Annotated in this window: 27 protein-coding genes and 1 pseudogene; 21 read left to right on the top strand and 7 right to left on the bottom strand. The window is 38.5% G+C overall.

Annotated features, from left to right (window positions below; translation table 11 throughout):
• Positions 1 to 25 precede the first annotated feature (25 nt).
• Both pgdx and RDV53_RS04515 read left to right on the top strand, forming a co-directional pair.
• Positions 26 to 751 (top strand): hybrid peroxiredoxin PGdx, encoded by a 726-nt coding sequence (gene pgdx / locus RDV53_RS04510; protein WP_005695068.1) that lies wholly within the window; start codon positions 26 to 28, stop codon positions 749 to 751.
• A gap of 366 nt (positions 752 to 1,117) precedes the next feature.
• Positions 1,118 to 3,178, top strand: coding sequence for a LacI family DNA-binding transcriptional regulator (locus RDV53_RS04515; protein ID WP_005695069.1), 2,061 nt, complete (start codon positions 1,118 to 1,120; stop codon positions 3,176 to 3,178).
• 2 nt (positions 3,179 to 3,180) lie between these two features.
• Here the strand turns inward: RDV53_RS04515 and galT are convergent, their stop codons facing one another.
• The 5 genes from galT to RDV53_RS04540 form a co-directional block, all read right to left on the bottom strand.
• Positions 3,181 to 4,230, bottom strand: coding sequence for a galactose-1-phosphate uridylyltransferase (gene galT / locus RDV53_RS04520; RefSeq protein ID WP_005695071.1), 1,050 nt, complete (start codon positions 4,228 to 4,230; stop codon positions 3,181 to 3,183).
• A gap of 44 nt (positions 4,231 to 4,274) precedes the next feature.
• Positions 4,275 to 4,994, bottom strand: a complete 720-nt coding sequence (locus RDV53_RS04525) for an MgtC/SapB family protein (protein WP_005695073.1) — start codon at positions 4,992 to 4,994, stop codon at positions 4,275 to 4,277.
• Between the two features lie 42 nt (positions 4,995 to 5,036).
• Complete coding sequence (locus RDV53_RS04530) at positions 5,037 to 6,239, bottom strand: MFS transporter (RefSeq protein WP_005695074.1); 1,203 nt, start codon at positions 6,237 to 6,239, stop codon at positions 5,037 to 5,039.
• A 16-nt stretch (positions 6,240 to 6,255) separates the two neighbouring features.
• The gene (locus RDV53_RS04535; protein ID WP_005695075.1) at positions 6,256 to 7,077 is read right to left on the bottom strand and encodes an MBL fold metallo-hydrolase; all 822 of its coding nucleotides are present in this window, start codon (positions 7,075 to 7,077) and stop codon (positions 6,256 to 6,258) included.
• 306 nt (positions 7,078 to 7,383) lie between these two features.
• Complete coding sequence (locus RDV53_RS04540) at positions 7,384 to 7,701, bottom strand: DUF5389 domain-containing protein (RefSeq protein WP_005695076.1); 318 nt, start codon at positions 7,699 to 7,701, stop codon at positions 7,384 to 7,386.
• 49 nt (positions 7,702 to 7,750) lie between these two features.
• Here RDV53_RS04540 and RDV53_RS04545 point away from each other — a divergent pair, with 49 nt between their 5' ends.
• Both RDV53_RS04545 and RDV53_RS04550 read left to right on the top strand, forming a co-directional pair.
• A complete protein-coding gene (locus RDV53_RS04545) occupies positions 7,751 to 8,377 on the top strand; it encodes a rhomboid family intramembrane serine protease (protein ID WP_005695077.1) in 627 nt (208 codons plus the stop codon).
• Between the two features lie 21 nt (positions 8,378 to 8,398).
• Positions 8,399 to 9,154: a DeoR/GlpR family transcriptional regulator gene (locus RDV53_RS04550; RefSeq protein ID WP_005695078.1), complete on the top strand. Its 756-nt coding sequence runs from the start codon at positions 8,399 to 8,401 to the stop codon at positions 9,152 to 9,154.
• Between the two features lie 424 nt (positions 9,155 to 9,578).
• Here the strand turns inward: RDV53_RS04550 and trmL are convergent, their stop codons facing one another.
• Positions 9,579 to 10,055: a tRNA (uridine(34)/cytosine(34)/5-carboxymethylaminomethyluridine(34)-2'-O)-methyltransferase TrmL gene (trmL, locus tag RDV53_RS04555; protein WP_005695079.1), complete on the bottom strand. Its 477-nt coding sequence runs from the start codon at positions 10,053 to 10,055 to the stop codon at positions 9,579 to 9,581.
• Between the two features lie 9 nt (positions 10,056 to 10,064).
• Positions 10,065 to 10,649, bottom strand: a complete 585-nt coding sequence (gene rsmD / locus RDV53_RS04560) for a 16S rRNA (guanine(966)-N(2))-methyltransferase RsmD (protein WP_005695080.1) — start codon at positions 10,647 to 10,649, stop codon at positions 10,065 to 10,067.
• A gap of 98 nt (positions 10,650 to 10,747) precedes the next feature.
• On the opposite strand from rsmD, the gene ftsY reads away from it, so the two are divergent.
• From ftsY to rplN, 17 genes and pseudogenes are all read left to right on the top strand, one after another.
• Complete coding sequence (gene ftsY, locus RDV53_RS04565; protein WP_005695081.1) at positions 10,748 to 12,205, top strand: signal recognition particle-docking protein FtsY; 1,458 nt, start codon at positions 10,748 to 10,750, stop codon at positions 12,203 to 12,205.
• 14 nt (positions 12,206 to 12,219) lie between these two features.
• Complete coding sequence (gene ftsE, locus RDV53_RS04570) at positions 12,220 to 12,876, top strand: cell division ATP-binding protein FtsE (protein WP_005695082.1); 657 nt, start codon at positions 12,220 to 12,222, stop codon at positions 12,874 to 12,876.
• Between the two features lie 9 nt (positions 12,877 to 12,885).
• Positions 12,886 to 13,818, top strand: a complete 933-nt coding sequence (gene ftsX, locus RDV53_RS04575) for a permease-like cell division protein FtsX (RefSeq protein ID WP_005695083.1) — start codon at positions 12,886 to 12,888, stop codon at positions 13,816 to 13,818.
• A gap of 298 nt (positions 13,819 to 14,116) precedes the next feature.
• Positions 14,117 to 14,197 (top strand): annotated as a pseudogene (gene rpsJ / locus RDV53_RS04580) (30S ribosomal protein S10); the annotation flags it as partial.
• 16 nt (positions 14,198 to 14,213) lie between these two features.
• Positions 14,214 to 18,260 carry a YadA-like family protein gene (locus RDV53_RS04585; protein ID WP_005695084.1) on the top strand — a complete coding sequence of 1,349 codons (4,047 nt, stop codon included), beginning with the start codon at positions 14,214 to 14,216 and terminating at the stop codon, positions 18,258 to 18,260.
• Positions 18,261 to 18,626: 366 nt separating this feature from the next.
• A complete protein-coding gene (rpsJ, locus tag RDV53_RS04590) occupies positions 18,627 to 18,938 on the top strand; it encodes a 30S ribosomal protein S10 (RefSeq protein WP_001181005.1) in 312 nt (103 codons plus the stop codon).
• Between the two features lie 16 nt (positions 18,939 to 18,954).
• Positions 18,955 to 19,581, top strand: a complete 627-nt coding sequence (gene rplC, locus RDV53_RS04595; RefSeq protein WP_005632753.1) for a 50S ribosomal protein L3 — start codon at positions 18,955 to 18,957, stop codon at positions 19,579 to 19,581.
• A 15-nt stretch (positions 19,582 to 19,596) separates the two neighbouring features.
• Positions 19,597 to 20,199: a 50S ribosomal protein L4 gene (gene rplD, locus RDV53_RS04600; protein ID WP_005695085.1), complete on the top strand. Its 603-nt coding sequence runs from the start codon at positions 19,597 to 19,599 to the stop codon at positions 20,197 to 20,199.
• A complete protein-coding gene (gene rplW, locus RDV53_RS04605) occupies positions 20,196 to 20,495 on the top strand; it encodes a 50S ribosomal protein L23 (protein WP_005632756.1) in 300 nt (99 codons plus the stop codon). Before rplD ends, rplW begins: the two co-directional genes overlap by 4 nt.
• 17 nt (positions 20,496 to 20,512) lie before the next feature.
• The gene (rplB, locus tag RDV53_RS04610) at positions 20,513 to 21,334 is read left to right on the top strand and encodes a 50S ribosomal protein L2 (protein ID WP_005640979.1); all 822 of its coding nucleotides are present in this window, start codon (positions 20,513 to 20,515) and stop codon (positions 21,332 to 21,334) included.
• 24 nt (positions 21,335 to 21,358) lie between these two features.
• The gene (rpsS, locus tag RDV53_RS04615) at positions 21,359 to 21,634 is read left to right on the top strand and encodes a 30S ribosomal protein S19 (protein WP_005539416.1); all 276 of its coding nucleotides are present in this window, start codon (positions 21,359 to 21,361) and stop codon (positions 21,632 to 21,634) included.
• An 11-nt stretch (positions 21,635 to 21,645) separates the two neighbouring features.
• The gene (gene rplV / locus RDV53_RS04620) at positions 21,646 to 21,978 is read left to right on the top strand and encodes a 50S ribosomal protein L22 (RefSeq protein WP_005625897.1); all 333 of its coding nucleotides are present in this window, start codon (positions 21,646 to 21,648) and stop codon (positions 21,976 to 21,978) included.
• Between the two features lie 17 nt (positions 21,979 to 21,995).
• Positions 21,996 to 22,703 (top strand): 30S ribosomal protein S3, encoded by a 708-nt coding sequence (rpsC, locus tag RDV53_RS04625; RefSeq protein WP_005640982.1) that lies wholly within the window; start codon positions 21,996 to 21,998, stop codon positions 22,701 to 22,703.
• A gap of 13 nt (positions 22,704 to 22,716) precedes the next feature.
• Positions 22,717 to 23,127 carry a 50S ribosomal protein L16 gene (gene rplP / locus RDV53_RS04630; RefSeq protein ID WP_005695088.1) on the top strand — a complete coding sequence of 137 codons (411 nt, stop codon included), beginning with the start codon at positions 22,717 to 22,719 and terminating at the stop codon, positions 23,125 to 23,127.
• Positions 23,127 to 23,318 carry a 50S ribosomal protein L29 gene (gene rpmC, locus RDV53_RS04635; RefSeq protein ID WP_005695090.1) on the top strand — a complete coding sequence of 64 codons (192 nt, stop codon included), beginning with the start codon at positions 23,127 to 23,129 and terminating at the stop codon, positions 23,316 to 23,318. The genes rplP and rpmC overlap by 1 nt, the downstream gene beginning before the upstream one ends.
• On the top strand, positions 23,318 to 23,575 hold the full coding sequence (rpsQ, locus tag RDV53_RS04640) for a 30S ribosomal protein S17 (protein ID WP_005695091.1): 258 nt from the start codon (positions 23,318 to 23,320) through the stop codon (positions 23,573 to 23,575). Before rpmC ends, rpsQ begins: the two co-directional genes overlap by 1 nt.
• A 238-nt stretch (positions 23,576 to 23,813) precedes the next feature.
• Positions 23,814 to 24,185 carry a 50S ribosomal protein L14 gene (gene rplN, locus RDV53_RS04645; RefSeq protein WP_005619403.1) on the top strand — a complete coding sequence of 124 codons (372 nt, stop codon included), beginning with the start codon at positions 23,814 to 23,816 and terminating at the stop codon, positions 24,183 to 24,185.

Consider the following 24,185-nt stretch of genomic DNA (forward strand, 5'->3'; position numbering starts at 1 on the left):
ATTTAACTAACAGAGGAGACACATTATGTCTAATATGGAAGGAAAAAAAGTCCCACAAGTTACATTCCGTACTCGTCAAGGTGATCAATGGGTTGATGTGACTACATCTGAATTATTTGATAACAAAACAGTTGTTGTATTCTCATTACCAGGTGCTTTCACGCCAACTTGTTCATCTTCTCACTTACCACGTTATAACGAGCTTGCACCCGTTTTCAAACAACATGGTGTAGATGATATTTTAGTAGTATCAGTAAATGATACGTTTGTGATGAATGCGTGGAAAGAAGCAGAAGAAGCACATAACGTAAAATTCATTCCGGATGGTAACGGTACCTTCACTGAAGGTATGGGCATGTTAGTCGGAAAAGATGATTTAGGTTTTGGTAAACGTTCTTGGCGTTATTCTATGCTCGTGAAAAATGGCGTAGTGGAAAAAATGTTTATCGAGCCAAATGAACCAGGCGATCCATTTAAAGTATCAGATGCAGATACCATGTTGAAATACATTGCACCAAATTACCAAGTGCAAGAATCAATCGCCATCTTCACTAAACCAGGCTGCCCATATTGCGCGAAAGCAAAACAACTTTTACGCGATAAAGGTTTAAGCTTTGAAGAAATCGTATTAGGTCACGATGCAACAATCGTGAGTGTACGTGCAGTTTCTGGTCGCTCAACTGTGCCACAAGTATTCATTGGTGGTAAACACATCGGTGGTAGCGACGATTTAGAAAAATACTTTGCATAATTGATTGCTAGGTAGGAAATTTTTTATATTTTTGATTATTAGGAACATAATGTAAAAGGGAGCGAAAGCTCCCTTTTTTGTTTTTTATCATAAGGATATGAGTTTTATATGATATTGGTAGAAGGAAATTATCATAGAATCTTTAAAAGTGCAGCTATATTGAGCGATATTTTTTATTTGGTTGTATAACTATATAGTTGAGCAAACGGCATGCCAAAATCATATTTATTAGGTGTTTAGCAGAAAGGGTTAGCCTTTGACTAGAATACTACTTAGATTTCATTCATATCCAAATTCTGAAAGCGTTGATGATTTTTATGACTTGATCCCCTACAATACAAGTTAAATAATCAGGAGTAGAGAATTATGGCGACGATAAAAGATATAGCGAAAGAAGCTGGTGTGTCGTTAGGTACTGTTTCCAATGTGCTAAACAAAAAGCATAACGTTAGTTTGGAAAAAATTAATTTGGTAAACGATGCAATAAAAAAACTGGGTTATCAGAAAAATATTCAAGCTAGTTTTTTAAAGTCAGGCGGAAGTAATCAGATTGCAGTTATATTTCCTTCTATCTCATCACCCGAATATTATCTACTTTATGAATCTTTAGAAGGGCATTTTTCTCAGAGGGGTTATCAATTAAATCTTTATTTAACTGATAATAATCCAAGTAAAGAGCGTTTGTTTCTCGAGAAAATTTCAGGTGAGAATACTATATTTGTGATTGTTGTATCTTGTTTACCTGATGCAAATGAATATAAGCAATATTTTGATATTGAATTAGTTAAAATTATCTTTCTTTATAGAGAGATAAAAAATGCCAAATATTATCTTGGGTTTGATTATAAATCTATTCTAGCTAATGTTGTTAAGGAAGCTAAAGGAAATGGAGATAAGCGAATTGGTATTATTTCAAATAAAAAGTATAAAATAAAAGAAGCTGTTGAATTAGTTTATTGTTTTTTTAAACATCCATTTGAAGTTGTGAAATTTATTGAGGATGAGCATCTTTCTTCAATTGTTACGCTAAATATTTTGCATGCTGAAGAGATTTATAATGCATTTTACTTTTGTAATCAATCACCCCCAAAAATTTATACGATTAATCATCAATTTAGTCATGATGAGAGGTTCATTTCCTATTATATTAGTTATGATTTTATTGTTAGGAACATTATTCATCTTATAGAAGGTGAATGTCTTGAGTTATTTCATCAAGATAAGGGATTTTTATTCACAAAATCAGATATATTGCATAGTTCATTGCGTATTTTAGCAATATCGAGCCCTTCTATTGAGGCGTTAAAGAAAATACTCCCACATTTTAAACGGCAAACAGGTATTCAAGTACAGATTGATACAGTACCTTTTGTCAGTATTTCCGAAGTCTTGACGAATCCAAAACAAGCTAAGCAATATGATATTGTGCGTCTTGATATGGAGCGTTTACCGCTATTGGCCAGTTATCTTCAACCATTTAATTTTATTCAGCAAGCAGAACTAGCATCTCATTATTCTAATAATTTGATTAAACGATTTTGTTTGGTTAATGACCAGCTCTATGCAATTCCATTTGATCCGAGTATTCAGGTTCTATTTTATCATAAAGCCATTTTTGACGATATGATTACGCAGCGGCTTTTTTATGAGCAATATAAGACTGATTTAATGCCTCCAAGAACATTCGAGGAGTTTAATCGTATTGCGCGTTTTTTTGACCATAATCTTATGCTTAAGTCACCTATTCGTTATGGAACAGCATTAATTGATAATCCTGAGATTCTAGCACTTGAATTTTTAGTTCGTTATTACTCGTTAGCAAACAAGCCGATTCTTGCACAGGATGTATCGGCATTTAGTAGAGAAATTGCATTTCGTGTCTTAGAAAATTTAGCAGAGTTAAAAGATAATGCTGTATTGTTACACGGCAGTTGGTGGGATAAGGCAGTAGAATGTTTTGAGAAAAAAGAAACAGCAATGTTAATGATTTATTCCAATCATTATTCTCATTTATCTCACAATATGCCGAGTTCAATTGGTTGTGCACCAGTGCCTGGAAATATGCCTCTTATTGGTGGAGGAAGTTTAGCAATAGTGAAAGGATGTAAAAAATACGAAGAAGTGCGGTTGTTTTTTGAATGGTTTTTAAATGATGAAATACATGAACATTATGTTCGTCTTGGTGGTGTTTCGGCAAGGAAAAATGTATTAATGAATCAAGCATTGATTAGACAGTCTCCTTGGATTTCTCTGATTGAGAAAATAAATTTTAGTGGTGTTCGTGAAAATGTGGATGCAAAAGGTCATGCTATTGATTTGGTGAAAATTGAAAAGCAAATCGGATTAATCCTTTTTGCTTTTCTTAATAATCAATTTAATACAGATGTTGCAGTTGAAAAAATAGCGAATATTTTTCGTAATATCTAACTTTATAGATATTCTTTATAATGTTTAGTATCGCTTACAGAATTCAAGCGTTCAGCAGCTTGTTCAGGCGTTAGATCACGTTGATTTTCCGCCAGCATTTCGTAGCCTACCATAAACTTACGAATGGTTGCTGAACGTAAAAGTGGGGGATAGAAGTGAGCGTGTAACTGCCAATGAGAATTATCCTTACTATTAAATGGGGCGAAGTGGAAGCCCATAGAATAAGAAAAACTTATCTTGAATAAATTATCGTAACGAGTTGTGAGTTTTTTTAATACAAGAGCTAAATCTTCACGTTCTGTCTGGTTTAATTCTTCAATCGATTTAAATTGTTTCGATTTTGGAAGTAATAAGGTTTCAAAGGGCCAGGTTGCCCAATAAGGGACTACGGCTACCCAATCCTCAGTTTCAGCTACGATGCGTTCACTTTTTTCTAATTCACGTTTTACATAATCAAGTAATAATTGTGTTCCATATTTTTGATAGTATTCTGCTTGGTATTTATCTTCAATTATTATTTCATTTGGTAAGAAATTACTTGCCCAAATTTGACCATGAGGGTGTGGATTTGAACATCCCATTATTGTACCTTTATTCTCAAAAATTTGAACCCATTGATAACGTTGTTTTAGTTCATAAACCTGTTCTTGCCATACTCGGATAATCAGTTCGATTTCAGGTATGGTAAGTTGTGGCAGTGTTTTACTGTGATCAGGTGAAAAGCAAATCACTCTACTTTCACCTTGCGTAGCCGAAATTTTGAATAGAGGGTCATCATTTTTTTCATAGGAGGGGGTATCACTAAGTAAGGCAGAAAAGTCATTTTTGAACACAAAAGGTTCGCTATATATTGGGTTCAATTCGCCAGTGATACGTTTATTACCAGGACATAGATAGCATTCAGGATCATAGCTTGGTTTATTATCATCAATGACTTTTTCCTGTTGCCCTTGCCATGGTCGTTTGGCCCGATGGGGTGAGACTAAAACCCATTGATTTTTTAAAGGATTAAATCGACGGTGTGGATGTTCAGTTAAAATAAACGCACTCATAATATATTCTCTTTTATAAATAATTAATCTGAATAGCTTTTGAATTAAGCATAATTCATTTCAATATCACGAATATCATGGAGATCTTTAAGATATTGATAAATTTCTAAATAAGATTTTCTATCAGTAAGGTTTGCTGAGATTGATAATATAGTACAATTTTGTGATTCCTCTTTAATGTTAATGCTATCAATATCACATTGGTGATTTTCTAGGTCATTAATTACGCGTTCTATATTATTGTTTAATACTTTTAAAATAATGGTTGCTCGATTATTCGTCTGCTTTTTAGGTACAATAAGTTTTAAATAATGGCTGTATTTTAATGTGAGTAAAATTACTAAAGCTACTGCAATGGCATCACCATAGAATCCTGCACCAATGGTTATGCCAATGCCTGCGGAGCTCCAAATCATTGCCGCAGTAGTAATACCTGAAACAACATCATCGCTTTTGTGTAATATAACACCTGAGCCAATGAAACCAATACCACTAATCACTTGAGCAGCAAGCCGCATTGGGTCTGTACGGATATTGTTAGAAAGAGAGGCGTAATATTCGGCCGAATGAATGGATACAGTAGTTAAAATGCAAGTGGTAACTGCAATAATAATACAAGTTTTAATGCCCACTGGTTTTCGCTTACTTTCTCGCTCAAATCCAATCATTCCTCCTAATAATGCAGCAAATAATAATTTTATCCAGGCAGATAGATGATAAATATCGGATAAATTTTGTTTTAAAAAGTCTAAAGAAAGCCACATAACTTTTCCTAAAAGGGTGCAAAGTTGCACCCTATCATTTTATTATTTTTTAAATTCTTCTGTATCTTTAAAGAAGATCCAGAATAAAATTCCAACAACTAAGGCGACAACGGCAGGGTATAACCAGAATTCAGACCATTGTGGGGCTGCAAGTGGCATGCTTTTTTCGGTGACAACATGATTATTAATTGCCCCGATAACAGAGGATGCCATAAATACACCAAATCCATTAGAGACTATAAAACGTAACCCCTGTGCTTGGGCTTTAATGCTTTCATGGGCTTTAGAATTCACATATACATCGCCTGCAGTAAAGAAGAAGTCCCAGCAAACTCCTTGTAATAATAAGCCAATAAGAATATATGTGAAATAATCATCAGAAGTAGCTGCATGAGAGAAAATAAACATTCGGATAACCCATCCGATAATACCTAGCATGATTACTACTTTAAAACCAAATTTTTTCAGCATGCTGACTAGTAAGACCATAAATAGAACTTCTGCACCTACAGCAATTTGCATCATATTGGCTGAGTTCATATCCAAAACTTTTAAATAGACTGGAATATAGGCACTATAAGCTGTTTTGGTAATCATGAGAACAAATGTTGCCAACATAAAGATTGTAAAATAGCGATCTTTAAAGAGAGACAGAGCATCTAAGCAGAAAATAGTACGAAGATCTAATTTTGAACCTTTAGCTGTTGGTGGTGTGTTTGGTAATGTAAGGCAATATAGTCCGCAAACAATTGCTGAAATTGCAGCTACTTTAAAGACAATCACATTATCAAAAATCTTGTAATAACCCATAATGAGACCAATTACAATAAAACCGATATTGCCGAATACTCGGATATATGGGAACAGTTTTTGTTCTGAAATATGGTGAAAGGCAATGCTATTGGAGAGTGCTGTGGTTGGATAGTATAGCAAACCAACAATGAAAATAATGAATAAAAATGCTGTGACATTACCTTCTAAAATATAAGTAGGTAGTAGCAACATAACTAAGCCATTTAAGATGTGTAAAATTGAAATTACTTTTTGTGAAGCAAAGAAGCGATCGGCAATCATACCAATAAATAATGGCGAAATAATTGTTGCGAGTCCCAGTAAAGAATAAGTTGTTCCAATACTTTCTTTCATATTGTAGGTAGCAAGTACAGCTCCGATAGTCATATTCCAAGCACCTTGCACAAAATATTGCATAAACATCATCACGAAAAGACGGGGAATTTTAAACATGATCCGTTCTCCTAATTTAAATATTTTTAATTAATCCATCATAGGCGACTTCAATTTGGTGAGGTTTAAAAATTTCTACCAAACTTTGATAATCAAACCCGCAACTATGAGAATGATGAGATGTTAGAATTTGTGTTTGTTGTGATAAATTATTGTTCTCCTTGAATTTTTGTTTCATATTGATTACGGTTTCAATACTCATATGATTATTGGTTTTGTCATTTTGACGATAGCCATATGTACACTCCAATACGATTAAATCGATTTTTTTATTTTCTAACCAGTTCCATGTTAAATCTCCATAATAGCCAGAGTCATGTCCGTATAGCAGTGTTTTGCCATTTTTCTCAATAAAATAGATATAGCACATTTCCCATTTTTCATGATTAGCAATAAGTGGAGTAATTTTTGCACCGCTGCTAGTAGTAATGGTGACAAATGGAATAAGAATAGAAAGATTAAAACGATCTGGAGTCAGATCAACAATGCCATTTAAACAGCCGTTAATTGCTTTATCGCTACCGTATATGTACATAGGATGTTCAACATTGAATGCAAAATTTCTTACACGATTATGTAGTTCTCCTACATTAAAATGATCAGGATGAGTATGAGTGATGAGTAAATCTTTAATTTTGGTTACATCAATATGATTTACATTTGCTTGATGAAAAAATTCAGGAGAAATATCGATTTGAATTTCATCATCAATAATTGCAGAAGAACGAGTTCTTACATCACGTCCTCCTGTTTTCCTAACTTGTTCGCATAACTCACATTTACAATAAGGGTTTGGAATGCCTTCTGAGGCACCTGTACCAAGAAAGTGTAGTTTCATTGCAGGTCTCCTATTTTGAAACGTATTAATATTCGGGTTGATTATTGATCTTTTTATTGAAACGTTTCAAACTGAGAATGTTTGTTTTGTGATAGCTGTCACAAAATATTTTTATCTTCTGTTAGTGTAATAAAATGTGATTGGTTTAATTTATACTAAAAGATAATTTATTGATGATATCTGGAAGGGGTTATAGCGGTTAAGTGTAGTTAAAATCTACAGGGTTTTTAAGTTATATTTTTGATTATTAGGAACATAAGTTAAAGGGAGCGAAAGCTCCCTTTTATTTTTATCATTTTTATCTTCTTAAACGCTAAAGCCAATATAGCCAACAGAGACTAAAACAATATAAAAAATGACCGCACTTAGTAGCAATAATTTTACGGCGAGTTTTGGTTTATGCTGATGCAATTTATAAAGTAAACGCGCAATTAAGACTAAAACAAAGGGATAAACCCAAAAGATAATCGAGAAAAGATCGATCTGAAAATCGCTCAGTGTAGGGTTTTTCACAAAAGCAGTAGAAAGCAGAGAGGCCATAGGCCACAGTAAAATGGGTAAACAAAATGCCGCAAGTCCCCAAGCGAAGCCACTAAATCCTGTCGGCATAGTTTGTTTTTTCATAATGAACCTTATATGATGAGCAAAATTAAATGAAAAAGGAATATAGCAAATGCAGCCTTTATTTGGTAGCGAAACTGATGGGATTCAAGAGAGAAAATTGGTGAAACGTTTATTAAGAAAGAAAAAAATCACGTTTATTTTGACCGCACTTTGTGCGTTGATTTATCTCTTGCAGAATATCGGATTTGAAGAGCCAATTATGGATGTATTCCATTATCCGGCTTATTCTTGGGAAGATCAGGAAGTATGGCGTTATTTCACTCATACTATTGTTCATTTATCGGTACCGCATATTTTATTTAACCTTTCGTGGTTTTGGTTATTCGGTGGCGCGATTGAACGCCGATTGGGTTCTCTCTATTTTTTATTATTAGTTTTAGTCTCTGCTGCAGTGACTGGTGCTGTACAAAATTACTTTACCGGTCCTGCCTTTTTCGGGCTATCTGGTGTGGTTTATGCCGTGTTAGGTTATGTGTTGGTGGTGGATAAATTACACCCGCATAGCTTTGATTTGCCAGAAGGCTTTTTTACGATGTTACTGGTAGGGCTTGTATTTGGCTTTATTAGTCCGCTTTTTGGTATTAATATAGGGAACGCTGCCCACATTTCAGGCTTTATCTTAGGATTGGTTTGGGGATTTCTGCAGAGTAAAATTAAGGCTAAATCGTTTAGCTAATTCAAATTTATAGGCATTTATATGAAGCAATCATTACGCCATCAGAAAATAATTGAGCTTGTAAAGCTAAAAGGATATGCCAGCACAGAAGAGCTGGTTATCGAACTGGAAGTCAGCCCACAGACTATTAGACGAGATCTGAATATCCTTGCAGAACAAGATTTAATTCGTCGTCATCATGGTGGTGCGGCTCCCTCTTCAACTGCAGAAAATTCTGATTATATTGAACGTAAACAATTTTTCCCTTCCCAAAAAAGTGCTATTGCTCGAGAGGTAGTAAAACGTATTCCAAATGGTGCCTCTTTATTTATTGATATTGGAACCACTCCTGAAGCTGTGGCAAGTGCCTTGTTAAGTCATGAACGTTTACGTATTGTGACAAATAATCTCAATGCGGCTCATTTATTACGTCAAAATGAAACCTTTGATATTACGATGGCAGGTGGCTCATTGCGTAAGGATGGTGGAATCATTGGTGAGGCAACGGTTAATTTTATTTCTCAGTTCCGTTTAGATTTCGGGATTCTGGGTATTAGTGCAATTGACCTTGACGGTTCATTATTGGACTATGATTATCATGAAGTCCAAGTGAAACGTGCCATTATAGAAAGCTCTCGCCAAACCTTATTAGCGACCGACCATTCGAAATTCTCTCGACAAGCGATTGTGCGATTAGGGGAGCTTAAAGATGTAGATTATCTTTTCACCGATGATGTGCCAAAACAAATTGCGGATTATTTAGAAAATAGCAATACAAGGTTAGTGATTTGCAAATGATAGAAATAGGAAGTGCGGCCAAAATTGACCGCACTTTTTTGGTAAGCATCCATGCCTAGCCACTGCTGTTTCGACCAATTCAAAATTAACTTCATTCACCCAACCTCCTTATTGATGTGAGATGAAACTAATTTTGCTGCAATAGTTGTTAAATTTTAGGGATACAAATGGAGGGCAAATCATTCGACTGCCAATTCTTTATTTAGGACAACGGGGAAGGTTTGCTTGAAGAGTCAAGAAAGACTAGAGCTTGATAGATCAAGTGGGTACATCGAGATCCCTCTCTAAATGTAATTTATTTATACTGCTGTTTTGGTAAAAAGGGAATCTTAAAATTATAAATATGTGATCGAGATCACAAATTAAATGCAAAAAGAAAGCTGCTTATTTTTGTGTATAAAATAAGCAGCTATTTTATTGGTTTTTATCGATTTAAATTCACCGCGCCTTCGTAACCAAGTTGTCGCCAAGCTTCATAAACTGCAACAGCTACCGAGTTAGATAAGTTCATACTGCGGCTATTTGCTGTCATTGGGATACGGATTTTTTGTTCCATTGGCATCTTATCCAAAATAGACATTGGAATACCACGGGTTTCTGGGCCAAACATTAAATAATCCCCTAATTCAAATTGCACTTCGCTATGCGCAGGGCCGCCTTTAGTGGTGAGTGCAAAAAGACGTTTCGGTTTTTCGCTTTCTAAAAAGGCTTCAAAGGTTTTATGTTTTTTGATTTCAGCAAATTCATGATAATCCAAGCCAGAACGACGTAATTTTTTATCATCCCAGGTAAAGCCAAGTGGCTCGATTAAATGAAGACGAAAGCCAGTGTTGGCACAAAGACGAATAATATTTCCCGTATTTTGTGGAATTTCAGGTTCGTATAACACAATGTCTAACATAATGATTTCCTAATCTTTTTGATACAGGCGGTAACTCACCATACCTGTGGTTTTTTCTTTTAGTAATTGCCAATTATCAGGCGCGCTAAGCGGTTTGTCTTTTTCTGTTTCCACATAAATCAATGCATGAGGTAAGAGCCAATTCTTTTCCTCTAATAGTGCAATTGCTTGTTCTGCTAAGCCAAAATGAAAAGGTGGATCCAAAAATACCACATCAAAGTGCGGTTGATTTTGCGCTTGTTTTAAAAATTCTAAGCTATTTTGATTAATCACTTTGGCTTGTTCAGCTGTTGTTTTTAGCGTTTGCAAATTTTTCTTTAATTGATTCGCCACGGTTTTATCCAACTCTAAAAACGTCACCTGTTTCGCTTGACGAGAAAGGGCTTCAAAACCAAGTGAGCCACTGCCCGCAAAGCAATCAAGACAATAGCTATCCACAATATAAGGCATCAACCAATTGAATAAGGTTTCTTTTACACGATCACCTGTAGGACGCAAACCTTCCGCATTTAAAACCGGCAATTTTCGTCCACGCCAAAGACCTGCGATGATTCGAACTTCACCTTTGGCATTTTGAACTTGCATTTTTTTCATAAAGAAACAGATTTTTAGTGAAAATTGTGCTTAGTTTAGACGATTTTTTGCTAGAATAGGCAGTATTTTTTAAAGATTTGTGTTTAAGAGAAGAATTTATGTCAGAAGAAAAGAAAAAAGGCGGGTTTTGGGCCTCTCTTTTTGGTCGTAATAAAAAGCAAGAAGAACAAAAAATTGAGCCAATTATTGAGGAGCCATCTGTCGAATCTGCCGACGTTTCGCCTACGGAAGAGATCGTTCACAATGAGGAGAGCGTTCAATTAGAGCAAGTTGAACAGGAAGAATTACAGGAGTTAGCGGAACAGCTGCAAGAGGATAAAGCTGAGAATACCGTTGTTGCGCATATTGAACCTGTTGTAGAAGAAGTGATTTCACCTGAAAGTGCGGTCAATATTGAGCCAGTTTTAGATACACCGGTGATTGAGGCAACGGCTGAAGAGACAGAAAAAACAGAAGAAATTTCTACCGCACTTCCTGCGGAAGAGCCAACAGAAAGCATTATTGAGCAAGATAATATCGTTGAAGATCTTCCTGTGGTTGATGCTGAGATTGAGCCTGAAATTGTTGAAGATGTTAAAGATGAATTCCGTTCAGATATTAATACCGAAACGCAAGAAAAACCAAGTGAAGGTGGTTTTTTTAGTCGTTTAGTTAAAGGCTTACTCAAAACTAAACAAAATATTGGTGCAGGTTTCCGAGCGTTCTTTTTAGGTAAAAAGATTGATGATGATTTGTTTGAGGAGTTAGAAGAGCAGCTTTTAATTGCCGATATTGGCGTGCCAACAACCAATAAAATCATTAAGAATTTAACCGAGCACGCAAGTCGTAAACAGTTACAAGATGCGGAATTGCTTTACCAACAACTTAAAGTTGAAATGGTAGAAATTCTAAAACCGGTTGCAAAACCGTTGGTCATTGATACGACTAAAAAGCCTTATGTCATTTTGATGGTGGGCGTAAATGGTGTAGGTAAAACAACGACAATTGGTAAATTGGCTCGTAAATTCCAAAATGAAGGTAAATCAGTCATGTTAGCGGCAGGGGATACCTTCCGTGCTGCTGCAGTAGAACAACTCCAAGTATGGGGGGAACGTAACAATATCCCGGTTGTGGCACAAAGTACGGGGTCAGATTCGGCATCGGTAATTTTTGATGCGATGCAATCTGCCGCGGCACGTAACATTGATATTTTAATTGCGGATACGGCAGGCCGTTTACAAAATAAAAATAATCTCATGGATGAATTAAAGAAAATTGTTCGTGTCATGAGAAAATACGATGAAACCGCACCGCACGAAATCATGCTTACCTTAGATGCGGGTACAGGACAGAATGCAATTAGCCAAGCCAAACTCTTTAATGAAGCGGTTGGGTTAACGGGTATTACATTAACTAAATTAGATGGCACAGCAAAAGGTGGGGTAATTTTCGCCATTGCAGATCAGTTTAATTTACCAATTCGTTATATTGGTGTGGGTGAAAAGATTGAAGATTTACGTGAATTTAATGCAGAAGAATTTATTGAAGCGTTGTTCGTTCACGAAAATGAAGAATAAAAAGGAATAATAAAGTGATTCGATTTTCAAATGTTTCTAAAGCTTATCACGGTGCGACTCAGCCAGCCTTGCAGGGCTTGAATTTTCATCTTCCTGTTGGAAGTATGACTTATCTTGTTGGGCATTCAGGCGCGGGTAAAAGTACCTTGCTTAAATTGATTATGGGTATGGAGAAAGCGAACGCCGGTAATATTTGGTTTAATGGCCATGATATTACGCGTTTGTCTAAGTATGAAATCCCCTTTTTACGTCGTCAAATCGGCATGGTTCACCAAGATTACCGTTTATTAACGGATCGTAGTGTGGCAGAAAATGTGGCATTGCCATTGATTATTGCTGGCATGAATCCGAAAGAAGCACATACGCGCGCATTGGTTGCACTAGATCGAGTGGGCTTACGTAGTAAAGCGAATTATATGCCTCCACAAATTTCAGGTGGGGAGCAACAACGTGTGGATATCGCGCGTGCCATTGTGCATAAACCGCAACTTTTATTAGCCGATGAGCCAACAGGTAACTTAGATGGTGAACTTTCTTTAGGGATTTTCAATCTGTTTGAAGAGTTTAATCGTTTAGGCATGACGGTGTTAATTGCGACACACGATATCAATTTAATTCAACAAAAACCAAAACCATGTCTTGTACTTGAACAAGGCTACTTACGCTATTAAGGATAAAAAATGACAAGACGTATTGATGCTTCTTTTGGCGTGCAAACTGCTTATACTTTGCGTTCTGTGTTGAACGATTTAGTAAAACGTAAATTTGGTACATTGCTAACAATTTTAGTTATTGCCGTGTCTCTTACGATTCCAACGGTGAGCTATTTGTTATGGAAAAATTTACACTTAGCAACAACTCAATTTTATCCGGAAAGCGAACTCACGATCTATTTACATAAAAATTTAAGTGAAGAAGATGCTAACTTAGTGGTAGAAAAAATCCGTCAGCAAGAAGGTGTGGAATCGTTAAATTATGTTTCTCGTCAAGACAGTTTGAAAGAATTTAAAAGTTGGTCTGGTTTTGGTGAAGAGTTAGAAATTTTAGATGACAACCCATTGCCGGCAGTGGTGATGGTGAAACCGTCTAAAGCGTTTAATGAATCAGAAAAACGAGCTGAGCTACGCGCAAATTTAAATAAAATTAAAGGCGTGCAAGAAGTTCGACTAGATAATGATTGGATGGAAAAATTGACCGCACTTTCGTGGCTTTTTGCACACGTGGCAATTTTCTGCACGGTGTTAATGACAATAGCTGTATTCCTGGTTATCGGAAATAGTATTCGCTCGGATGTTTATAGTAGCCGAGCAAGTATTGATGTGATGAAACTATTAGGTGCAACGGATCAATTTATTCTTCGTCCTTATCTTTACACTGGTATGATTTATGCCGTGTTGGGCGGATTGCTTGCTGCGCTGTTTAGTAGTCTTATTGTCGGGTACTTTACTTCAGCGGTGAAATATGTGACGGATATTTTTGCGGTTACATTTGAGCTCAATGGATTAGGTGTTGGTGAGCTAATCTTCTTATTAGTAAGCTGCTTGATTATGGGTTATGTTGGCGCTTGGATTGCCGCAACAAGACATATTGCAATGTTAGATAACAAACTATAAATTTTATTTATATAAAGTGCGGTCATTTTTTCAGGTGAAAAACACTCGAGAAAATGACCGCACTTTTTTATTTGTGGAAATTAATTGAACAAAAAGCTTGCATAATTAGGTGTTTTTGTGTAATATCCACAGGATTTCAGGTATTGAAAGCCGTTTAATGTAATCATTTATTAAACGAGTATTACGATATGTAATACTAACAATGTTTCCGATTTGGAGACTATATAACAGGTAACTTACACCTCCTTTTCTATTTTGAAGTTAGAATTGTGATTGGTGTTAGTTTTTTATTAGCTAAGAGCCAACAGAAAAAACTGTTGATGCATTAATGCGTTTAGATTTGGCTGCCGGCGTGGACGTGCAGAGCAGCCTAGGTTAATTAAGAGGTTATTACAATGATTGGTTTAGTCGGTCGTAAAGTTGGTGTGACCCGTATCTTCAAGGAAGACGGTGTTTCTGTTGCTGTTGCTACTGCTTTGTTGGTGTTAGGTTCGGCTATGCCAGGTACTGTGATGGCAGCACCATTTAAAGCAAGCGCTAGCGCTATTCAACCAAGTAATGAGCATTTCGTTAGTGTTGCAGCATCGCATCGTGATGCCGATATTACTAAAGAAGCAAATTATGATAACAAGGCAGCCAAAGCGCCGGGTTCCGTTGCTATCGGTTCTGGTGCTTCCGTAGCATTTGAAGATAAAAACGGAGAAGGCTATGGTGCTCGTGAGGGTATTGCAATTGGTCAGAATGCGACAGTGAAACTTGTCGGCGCGGTATGTAATGATTGCGAGCCAGAAGACCCATCCTCCGAAGGTTCTATTTCTATCGGTCGTGATTCTGTATCTGGTGGACGTGGAGCAACATCAATCGGTTTAGGTGCAAATTCTGAAGCTCATGGTGTCTCTATTGGTATTAATGCGACAACCAGTTTTAGCTCTGTTGCCATTGGTGTTGAATCCAAGTCTTCTGGCAAGAATGCGGTTGCTATGGGTAGTTCGGCGAAAACCGAAGCAAATAATGCGATTGCCATTGGTAACGCGGCTTCTGCAAAGAAACAATCTGATTTAGCCGTGGGTGATGGTGCGAAAGCATTAAATGCACAAGGCTCTGCGTTTGGTGTGAGTGCTACTGCAAGTGGTAATGGGGCAACTGCAATCGGTGGCGTAACCAGTGCATCCGGTTGGTTATCCACATCTATTGGTTATTTAAGTAAATCTGCCGGAAATGGTGCTTATGCGGGTGGTGCTTCTGCCAATGCAAATGGTGAAGGTGCGGTTTCTGTCGGTCAGAACTCTACATCAACAGGCACGCATACAGCCGCATTAGGTGCATCTGCTAACGCTTCCGCTGAAGCAGCGCTTGCTCTTGGTGCAAGTGCCAATGCGAGCCATGCTAATGCCGTTGCTTTAGGGGCAAATTCTGTGACAAAAGCAGCAGTTGCAAGCAATGAAGCCACCGTAAACGGCGTTTATTATTCCGGCTTTGCTGCGAATAATACGGCTAGCGTGGTCAGTTTAGGCGATGCAGGAAAAGAGCGTCAGTTAGTAAATGTTGCTGCCGGTCAAATTAGCGCAACCTCTACTGATGCTATCAATGGTAGTCAATTATATTTAGTGGCAAGCGGTTTGCGTGATCAAATGCCGGTGGTTTATACCACAGTAAATGGCAAAAAAGCGGTGAAAAAACCGGATGGCAAATTCTATGAGTTAGATGATGCGGGTAATGTTACTTCAACCGTTGTGCCAAATGCGGATGTAATTGCGTCCATGAATGATGGAAACAATTCTGTGACTTCTCCTATGACATTGGCGAATATTAAAAGTACGTTGCCGGATACATTCAGCACCACAATAAATCCGAAGGACAATAGTGCGGCAACAATTACTAAAACTCAAGCTGCGCCGGTTTTAACCCCAAGCCAATACAACTATGCCGCAACCCTTGGCGATGTTTTAAACGCCGGTTGGAACTTGCAGGCAAATGGAAGTGCGGTGGATTTTGTAAAACCTTATGATACGGTGAATTTTGCCAGCGAAGATGGCACAGTTGAAATTACACCAACCACAAATGGTTCAACCAGCACGCTTGATTTCAAAGTAAAACACACTGACCTAACGGTGAATGAGGGTAAGGTTGTTGCTCCGGATAACACGAATGGCAGTAAATTTGTCAATGCTACCACTGTAGCAAATACAGTTAATAATTCCGGTTGGAAATTGGGTGGCAACGATAAGACTGCTGCAGGAAATTTAGTGAAACCTTCTAATAATGTGAACTTTATTAATGGAAAGGGCACCGAATCTGCAGTCGTTCATAATGCTGCAACAGGTGATTCCACCGTGACCTTTAATGTGAAACCAAATGGCACAAGCATTAATGTGACGAATGATGGCATTTCTGTGAATACCGGTAACATTACGGCAGCGCCAACAAGCGGTAATGATGCAGGCAAAGTTACTGTAGCTGATACCGAAAAAGGCAAAGTGGCAACAGTAGATAATGTTGCGGAGGCGATTAATTCTGTATTCTGGAAAGTTGGTGATAACGAGGGAACGGTAAAAGCCAATGTTAACGCCGGTAATCAGGTGAATTTCATAAATGGTGATGGAACCACAGCAACTGTTGAAGCTAAAGATCAAAATGGTGTAACGAAAGTTGCCTATAATGTAGCTTACGATAACGATACGATTGTAAAAGATGCTAACGGCAAATTAATGGTGAACAAGTCTGCCTTGCCTTCTGTGAAAGTTGAAAACACGGATAACACCATTACTGTGACACCAACCACCAATGGCTTTGGCATTAAAGTGAATACCACAGAATTAAGCAATACTGATGGTAAGGTTACTACACCGACAGATGGCGATAAATTAGTCAATGCGACAACTGTGGCTAATGCTATTAATAACTCCGGTTGGAAAGCCACTGCAACGGCAAATGGTGGTGTAGTTGAGGGTACATCTGAGCAATTGGTTAAACCGGGTGAGACCGTTAATTATATCGCCGGTAAAAATATTAAATTAAAACAAAACGGTGCAAATTTCACTGTTTCTACTACAGAGAATGTAACGTTTACTAATGCTAATGTGAATAGCACATTAACTGTAGGTGAGGGCAATAATGCAACGCAAATCACCTCTTCGGCAGATGGCATGAAGGTGGCGAAAGCGGATGGTTCTGCAACCCGCATTACTAACGTCGCTGCCGGTGTGAATCCAACCGATGCTGTCAATGTTTCTCAGCTTAAAGCAGCGAAAACGAATGTTGTTGCAGGAAATCAGGTTAATGTAACGTCTTCAACTGGAGATAATAAGCAAGAAATTTACACCGTAAATGTAAATACTACAGCGTTACCTGCAACGGTGACAGATGCTAATAAGCCGGCTGAGGACGGTAAATTGGCGGTGCCGACTGAAGGTGGTTTAGTGACAGCTTCTGATGTAGCAAATGCGATTAATGCCACTTATTGGAAAGTTGGTGATAATGCCGGTGTAGTACAAGGCAAGATCGGTGCCGGTAATCAGGTGAATTTTGTCAATGGTAACGGTACTACGGCAAATGTAGCGGTTGAAAACGGACAAACCAACGTTTCTTATGATGTCAATGTTGATGGTAGTACGGTAGTGATGAAAGAAGTTACCGATCCAAACAACCCGAATAAGAAAATTAAACAAATTGCCGGTAATTACATCGGTCAAAATGGTATTACTGTTAAGGGTAATGTAATTGAGGCTAAAACTGACGGTAAAACCGTTACGGTCAATAATGACGGTGCATTAACGGTTAGCGATGATGTCATGAACAACCTTACCAATTTTGAGGTGACCACCGGTGAACATGTTGATCAGTTTGTGGCTAATACTGCAGCGAACAGCAAGAAAACGAGGGTAAAACCGGGCGATGTCGTTACTTATGCATCCGGTAAAAATATCGCTATTAAACAAGAAGGTACAACCTTTACGATTTCTACCACAGAAAATGCAACCTTTACCAATGCTAATGTGGGTAATACGTTAACGGTTGGTGAGGGCAATAATGCAACGCAAATCACCTCTTCGGCAGATGGCATGAAGGTGGCGAAAGCGGATGGTTCTGCAACCCGCATTACTAACGTCGCTGCCGGTGTGAATCCAACAGATGCTGTGAATGTAAGCCAATTGGGCGGGTTGAAAAATGATATTCATAATATGAATAATCGCCTTGGTAAGGTCAATCGTGAAGCTCGTGCCGGGGTTGCCGGTGCTAACGCCGCGGCAAGCTTACCGCAAGTGTACATTCCGGGTAAATCCATGGTGGCGGCAGCCGGCGGTACCTTTAAAGGACAAAATGCCTTTGCGGTGGGATATTCCCGTTCAAGTGATAATGGTAAATTGATCTTGAAACTACAAGGTAACGCCAATACCCAAGGTGATGTAGGTGGTGGTGTTGGTATAGGTTATCAATGGTAATTTACAACAACCTATAAAGATGAAACCCGACATGATGTCGGGTTTCTTTTTTGCTTTAAGGCGGTAAAAGTGCGGTTGTTTTGGGGCGCGTTTTTATTGAGCAAACTGACCGCACCTTTTAGGTGATGATAAATATAGAGAAAATACTTGCAAAGCCTAATGGGTTTCGGTAGAATTTGCAGGCTTTTTATAGAAGCCGTTTAATGTAATCATTTATTAAACGAGTATTACGATATGTAATACTAACAATGTTTCCGATTTGGAGACTATATAACAGGTAACTTACACCTCCTTTTCTATTTTGAAGTTAGAATTGTGATTGGTGTTAGTTTTTTATTAGCTAAATTTTATTGGAGCTCTGGTCTAATGCAGAACCAAAGAATCCGTATCCGCTTAAAAGCTTTCGATCACCGTTTGATCGATCAATCTACTGCGGAGATCGTAGAAACAGCTAAACGTACTGGTGCACAAGTTCGTGGTCCAATCCCTTTACCAACTCGTAAAGAGCGTTTCACCGTGTTGATTTCTCCACACGTGAACAAAGACGCGCGTGATCAATACGAAATTCGTACACACAAACGTTTAGTAGATATCGTAGAGCCAACAGAAAAAACTGTTGATGCATTAATGCGTTTAGATTTGGCTGCCGGCGTGGACGTGCAGATCAGCCTAGGTTAATTAAGAGGTTATTACAATGATTGGTTTAGTCGGTCGTAAAGTTGGTATGACCCGTATCTTCAATGAAGACGGTGTTTCAGTACCAGTTACCGTTATCGAAATCGAAGCCAACCGCGTAACTCAAGTTAAAACTCTTGAAAACGATGGCTATACTGCAGTTCAAGTTACTACTGGTTCTAAAAAAGCGAATCGTGTAACTAAACCTGAAGCAGGTCATTTCGTGAAAGCAGGTGTTGAAGCTGGTCGCGGTTTATGGGAATTTCGTACTGAAGGTGAAGAATTCACTTTAGGTCAAGAAATCAATGTTGACATCTTTGCAGATGTTAAAAAAGTAGATGTTACTGGTACTTCTAAAGGTAAAGGTTTCCAAGGTGGTGTTAAACGTTGGAACTTCCGTACTCAAGATGCTACACACGGTAACTCTTTATCACATCGTGTACTTGGTTCTATTGGTCAAAACCAAACTCCAGGTCGTGTGTTTAAAGGTAAAAAAATGGCAGGACATTTAGGTGCTGAGCGTGTAACCGTTCAATCACTTGAAGTTGTTCGTGTAGATGCTGAGCGTAAATTGCTATTAGTAAAAGGTTCTGTACCTGGTGCTATCAATGGCGATGTTATCGTTAAGCCGGCAGTTAAAGCATAAGTCTAGGAGATAGAGATGGAATTACAAGTTGTAGGTGCAAACGCACTAACTGTTTCTGAAACTACCTTCGGACGTGAGTTTAACGAAGCTTTGATTCACCAAGTTGTTGTTGCTTATGCAGCAGGTGCTCGTCAAGGTACTCGTGCGCAAAAAACTCGTGCTGAAGTGTCTGGTTCAGGTAAAAAACCTTGGCGTCAAAAAGGTACAGGTCGTGCTCGTTCTGGTGATATCAAATCACCAATCTGGCGTTCTGGTGGTACAACCTTCGCGGCTAAACCACAAGATCACAGCCAAAAAGTGAACAAGAAAATGTACCGTGGTGCTATCAAAAGCATTCTTTCTGAATTAGTTCGTCAAGACCGTTTGGTTGTTGTTGAAAAATTCGAATTAGATGCACCAAAAACTAAAGTATTAGTACAAAAATTAAAAGATTTAGCAGTTGAAGATGCGTTAATTATCACAGCAAGCTTAGATGAAAATCTATTCTTAGCGGCACGTAACTTATATAAAGTTGATGTACGTGATGTTCAAGGTATCGATCCAGTTAGCTTAATCGCTTTCGATAAAGTGATTGTTACTGTTGACGCTGTGAAACAAATTGAGGAGATCCTAGCATGAGTCAAGAACGTTTGCTAAGCGTGCTACGTGCACCGCACATCTCTGAAAAAGCAACTAACAATGCTGAAAAATCTAACACTGTTGTACTTAAAGTTGCTTTAGATGCGAACAAAGCTGAAATTGCTGCTGCTGTTGCTCAATTATTTGAAGTAAAAGTTGACTCAGTTCGTACTGTGGTTGTTAAAGGTAAAACTAAACGCCGTGGTAACAAAATGGGTCGTCGCAGCGACTGGAAAAAAGCTTATGTAACTTTAGCCGAAGGCCAAAACTTGGACTTCGTGGACAGTGCAGAGTAATCGGAGGAAATTAGAGAATGGCTATCGTTAAATGTAAGCCGACCTCCGCTGGTCGTCGTCACGTTGTTAAAATCGTGAACCCTGAATTATACAAGGGGAAACCTTACGCGCCTCTTCTAGATACTAAATCTAAAACTGGTGGTCGTAACAATTATGGTCGTATTACCACTCGCCACATCGGTGGTGGTCATAAACAACATTACCGTTTAATCGATTTCAAACGTAACAAGTTAGATATCCCAGCGGTTGTTGAACGTTTAGAATATGATCCAAACCGTTCAGCTAACATTGCTTTAGTGCTTTATAAAGATGGTGAACGCCGTTATATCTTAGCACCTAAAGGTTTGTCAGTTGGCGATCAAATCCAATCTGGCGTTAACTCACCAATTAAAGTGGGTAACTCATTACCAATGCGTAATATCCCAGTTGGTTCAACAGTACATAACGTTGAATTAAAACCAGGTAAGGGCGGTCAAATCGCTCGTTCTGCTGGTGCTTATGTACAAATCATCGCTCGTGAAGGCAACTACGTAACTTTACGTTTACGTTCAGGCGAAATGCGTAAAGTATTAGCTGAATGTGTTGCTACAATCGGTGAAGTTGGTAACTCAGAACATATGCTTCGCGTATTGGGTAAAGCTGGTGCTAACCGCTGGAGAGGCATTCGCCCTACAGTTCGTGGTACTGCAATGAACCCAGTAGATCACCCACACGGTGGTGGTGAAGGTCGTAACTTTGGTAAACACCCAGTAACTCCTTGGGGCGTTCAAACTAAAGGTAAGAAAACTCGTCACAACAAACGTACTGATAAATATATCGTACGTCGTCGTGGCAAATAATTTAAATTAATAAGAGGATAAGCCATGCCACGTTCTCTCAAGAAAGGTCCTTTCCTTGACCTACACTTGTTGAAGAAGGTAGAGAAGGCGGTGGAAAGCGGGGATAAAAAACCAATCAAAACTTGGTCCCGTCGTTCAATGATCATTCCTTCAATGATCGGATTGACCATCGCAGTCCATAATGGTCGTCAGCACGTTCCTGTTTATGTATCTGATGAAATGATCGGCCATAAATTAGGTGAATTTGCACCGACTCGTACATACCGCGGTCACGCGGCAGATAAGAAAGCTAAGAAATAAGAGGTAAATAGATGGAAACTATCGCAAAACATCGTTACGCTCGCACTTCTGCCCAAAAAGCTCGCTTAGTTGCCGATTTAATTCGTGGTAAAAAAGTTGCGCAAGCATTAGAAATCTTAACTTTTACTAACAAAAAAGCTGCGGCTTTAGTGAAAAAAGTATTAGAGTCTGCTATTGCTAACGCAGAGCATAATGATGGTGCAGATATCGATGATCTTAAAGTTGCTAAAATCTTCGTTGACGAAGGTCCTAGCATGAAACGTGTTATGCCACGTGCTAAAGGTCGTGCAGATCGTATTTTAAAACGTACTAGCCACATCACTGTGGTTGTGTCAGATCGTTAATAAGTAGAGGAATAGCAATGGGTCAAAAAGTAAATCCAAATGGTATTCGCCTAGGTATTGTAAAACCTTGGAACTCTACTTGGTTCGCGAATACACAAGATTTCGCCGACAATCTTGACGGTGACTTCAAAGTACGCAAATTCTTAACTAAAGAATTAGCAAACGCTTCGGTTTCACGTATTACTATTGAGCGTCCAGCGAAAAGTATTCGTGTAACAATTCACACAGCTCGCCCTGGTATCGTTATCGGTAAAAAAGGTGAAGATGTTGAAAAATTACGTAACGCAGTATCTCAAATCGCTGGCGTTCCGGCTCAAATCAACATTGCTGAAGTGAAAAAACCGGAATTAGATGCAAAATTAGTTGCAGACAGCATCGCTTCTCAATTAGAACGTCGTGTAATGTTCCGTCGTGCTATGAAACGTGCAGTACAAAGCGCAATGCGTTTAGGTGCTAAAGGTATCAAAGTTGAAGTTAGCGGTCGTTTAGGTGGTGCAGAAATCGCACGTTCTGAATGGTATCGTGAAGGTCGTGTACCTCTACATACTCTTCGTGCGGACATCGATTATAACACTGCAGAAGCTCATACTACATACGGCGTAATCGGCGTTAAAGTATGGATCTTCAAAGGTGAAATTTTGGGTGGAATGGCTGCAGTTGCGCAATCAGAACAACAACCTGCCGACAAGCCTAAAAAGGCTCCGCGTGGCAAAGGTCGTAAGTAAGGAGAAACGCTAAATGTTGCAACCAAAACGTACAAAATTCCGTAAAGTTCACAAAGGCCGTAACCGTGGTATCGCGGGTGGTACTGAAGTTAGCTTCGGTACATTCGGGTTAAAAGCAGTTGGTCGTGGTCGTTTAACCGCTCGTCAAATTGAAGCGGCTCGTCGTGCAATGACACGTGCAGTTAAACGTCAAGGTAAAATCTGGATTCGTGTTTTCCCAGATAAACCAATTACTGAAAAACCATTAGAAGTCCGTATGGGTAAAGGTAAAGGTAACGTTGAGTACTGGGTAGCCTTAATCCAACCGGGTAAAGTACTTTATGAAATGGATGGTGTGTCAGAAGAGATCGCAAGACAAGCATTTGCATTAGCAGCTGCTAAATTGCCAATCAAGACCACCTTCGTAACTAAGACGGTGATGTAATGAAAGCTCAAGATTTACGTACAAAAAGTGTTGAAGAGCTGAATAATGAGTTAGTGAACCTTTTAGGTGAACAATTCAAATTGCGTATGCAAACAGCCACCGGTCAGCTTCAACAAACCCATCAGGCTAAACAAGTGCGTCGTGATATCGCACGTGTTAAAACCATTTTAACTGAGAAGGCGGGTGAGTAATGACTGATAAAATTCGTAGCGTACAAGGTAAAGTTGTTAGCGACAAAATGGAAAAATCTTTCGTTGTTGCTATTGAACGTAAGGTAAAACACCCGTTATACGGTAAATTTATCCGTCGTACAACTAAATTACACGTACACGATGAGAACAACGAAGCCAAATTAGGTGATGTAGTAGAGATTCGCGAATGTCGTCCTCTCTCTAAAACCAAATCTTGGACTTTAGTTCGTGTTGTTGAGAAAGCAGTTATTGCTTAATTAACAAGTTAAAAAATAAAAGCCAATGGTTATACCGTTGGCTTTTTTCTTTCCAAGACTTGCTAAAAAGTCATAAAAATTTGACCGCACTTTAAATAGGCTAATTTAAGCATAAAATTTTGATTGCGTTTCTAGCTTGATTTTGGTAAACTCCGCCACCTATCCGCCATATATCTTTATAAGGCATGGATAGGTTCGTCCCGCAAGGGTGTATTATTAACTTAACGGAGCATAAAATATGATCCAAGAACAGACTATGCTGGATGTTGCCGATAACTCTGGTGCTCGCAGCGTAATGTGTATCAAGGTTCTAGGTGGATCGCACCGTCGTTATGCTGCTATTGGTGATATCATCAAAGTTACTGTGAAAGAAGCAATTCCACGCGGTAAAGTTAAAAAAGGTGATGTATTAAAAGCAGTTGTTGTGCGCACCAAGAAGGGTGTTCGTCGCCCAGACGGATCAGTCATTCGCTTCGATGGTAACGCTTGTGTAATTTTAAACAATAACACAGAGCAACCAATCGGTACTCGTATTTTTGGACCGGTGACTCGTGAACTTCGTTCTGAGAAATTCATGAAGATCATTTCTTTGGCACCAGAAGTACTGTAA

It is taken from the genome of Haemophilus parainfluenzae ATCC 33392 (genome assembly GCF_031191205.1).
Lineage (GTDB): Bacteria > Pseudomonadota > Gammaproteobacteria > Enterobacterales > Pasteurellaceae > Haemophilus_D > Haemophilus_D parainfluenzae.

Bases quoted from the DNA above. Each gene is read 5' to 3' on its own strand.
- pgdx (WP_005695068.1), top strand. From the start codon at position 26: ATGTCTAATATGGAAGGAAAAAAAGTCCCACAAGTTACATTCCGTACT.
- RDV53_RS04515 (WP_005695069.1), top strand. From the start codon at position 1,118: ATGGCGACGATAAAAGATATAGCGAAAGAAGCTGGTGTGTCGTTAGGT.
- galT (WP_005695071.1), bottom strand. From the start codon at position 4,230: ATGAGTGCGTTTATTTTAACTGAACATCCACACCGTCGATTTAATCCT.
- RDV53_RS04525 (WP_005695073.1), bottom strand. From the start codon at position 4,994: ATGTGGCTTTCTTTAGACTTTTTAAAACAAAATTTATCCGATATTTAT.
- RDV53_RS04530 (WP_005695074.1), bottom strand. From the start codon at position 6,239: ATGTTTAAAATTCCCCGTCTTTTCGTGATGATGTTTATGCAATATTTT.
- RDV53_RS04535 (WP_005695075.1), bottom strand. From the start codon at position 7,077: ATGAAACTACACTTTCTTGGTACAGGTGCCTCAGAAGGCATTCCAAAC.
- RDV53_RS04540 (WP_005695076.1), bottom strand. From the start codon at position 7,701: ATGAAAAAACAAACTATGCCGACAGGATTTAGTGGCTTCGCTTGGGGA.
- RDV53_RS04545 (WP_005695077.1), top strand. From the start codon at position 7,751: ATGCAGCCTTTATTTGGTAGCGAAACTGATGGGATTCAAGAGAGAAAA.
- RDV53_RS04550 (WP_005695078.1), top strand. From the start codon at position 8,399: ATGAAGCAATCATTACGCCATCAGAAAATAATTGAGCTTGTAAAGCTA.
- trmL (WP_005695079.1), bottom strand. From the start codon at position 10,055: ATGTTAGACATTGTGTTATACGAACCTGAAATTCCACAAAATACGGGA.
- rsmD (WP_005695080.1), bottom strand. From the start codon at position 10,649: ATGAAAAAAATGCAAGTTCAAAATGCCAAAGGTGAAGTTCGAATCATC.
- ftsY (WP_005695081.1), top strand. From the start codon at position 10,748: ATGTCAGAAGAAAAGAAAAAAGGCGGGTTTTGGGCCTCTCTTTTTGGT.
- ftsX (WP_005695083.1), top strand. From the start codon at position 12,886: ATGACAAGACGTATTGATGCTTCTTTTGGCGTGCAAACTGCTTATACT.
- RDV53_RS04585 (WP_005695084.1), top strand. From the start codon at position 14,214: ATGATTGGTTTAGTCGGTCGTAAAGTTGGTGTGACCCGTATCTTCAAG.
- rpsJ (WP_001181005.1), top strand. From the start codon at position 18,627: ATGCAGAACCAAAGAATCCGTATCCGCTTAAAAGCTTTCGATCACCGT.
- rplC (WP_005632753.1), top strand. From the start codon at position 18,955: ATGATTGGTTTAGTCGGTCGTAAAGTTGGTATGACCCGTATCTTCAAT.
- rplD (WP_005695085.1), top strand. From the start codon at position 19,597: ATGGAATTACAAGTTGTAGGTGCAAACGCACTAACTGTTTCTGAAACT.
- rplW (WP_005632756.1), top strand. From the start codon at position 20,196: ATGAGTCAAGAACGTTTGCTAAGCGTGCTACGTGCACCGCACATCTCT.
- rplB (WP_005640979.1), top strand. From the start codon at position 20,513: ATGGCTATCGTTAAATGTAAGCCGACCTCCGCTGGTCGTCGTCACGTT.
- rpsS (WP_005539416.1), top strand. From the start codon at position 21,359: ATGCCACGTTCTCTCAAGAAAGGTCCTTTCCTTGACCTACACTTGTTG.
- rplV (WP_005625897.1), top strand. From the start codon at position 21,646: ATGGAAACTATCGCAAAACATCGTTACGCTCGCACTTCTGCCCAAAAA.
- rpsC (WP_005640982.1), top strand. From the start codon at position 21,996: ATGGGTCAAAAAGTAAATCCAAATGGTATTCGCCTAGGTATTGTAAAA.
- rplP (WP_005695088.1), top strand. From the start codon at position 22,717: ATGTTGCAACCAAAACGTACAAAATTCCGTAAAGTTCACAAAGGCCGT.
- rpmC (WP_005695090.1), top strand. From the start codon at position 23,127: ATGAAAGCTCAAGATTTACGTACAAAAAGTGTTGAAGAGCTGAATAAT.
- rpsQ (WP_005695091.1), top strand. From the start codon at position 23,318: ATGACTGATAAAATTCGTAGCGTACAAGGTAAAGTTGTTAGCGACAAA.
- rplN (WP_005619403.1), top strand. From the start codon at position 23,814: ATGATCCAAGAACAGACTATGCTGGATGTTGCCGATAACTCTGGTGCT.